Genomic DNA, 259 nt, shown 5'->3' with positions numbered 1-259 from the left:
TATATTTTATCTTATATAAATATATTTTACCTACATAGTACAGTGACCTATTCAGGAATTCCATGAACCAAGCCCTTTTCTTTTAACTCAGTGGTAGAGTAATCCCATGGTAAGGCGTAAGCCCTCGGTTCAAATCCGATAAGGGGCTCTGTATTTTTTTCAGTCGCAGTATTCAGATTTGAAAGAAGAATAGCGATATTATTAATAGTAATAAAAAAATAGTAATAAAAAAGTAACCAACTGTATAATATTATCATCT

General features: G+C 30.9%; 1 tRNA gene. It reads left to right on the top strand.

The window, feature by feature from the left end:
- Positions 1-71 precede the first annotated feature (71 nt).
- Positions 72-148: transfer RNA gene (locus tag HX793_RS32205), tRNA-Thr, on the top strand.
- Positions 149-259: the final 111 nt, after the last annotated feature.

Origin of the sequence: Pseudomonas reactans (assembly GCF_013387025.1) — a bacterium.
Lineage (GTDB): Bacteria > Pseudomonadota > Gammaproteobacteria > Pseudomonadales > Pseudomonadaceae > Aquipseudomonas > Aquipseudomonas reactans.
Note: the sequence above shows the minus strand (reverse complement) of the source record. Positions and strands in the feature narration are given on the sequence as shown.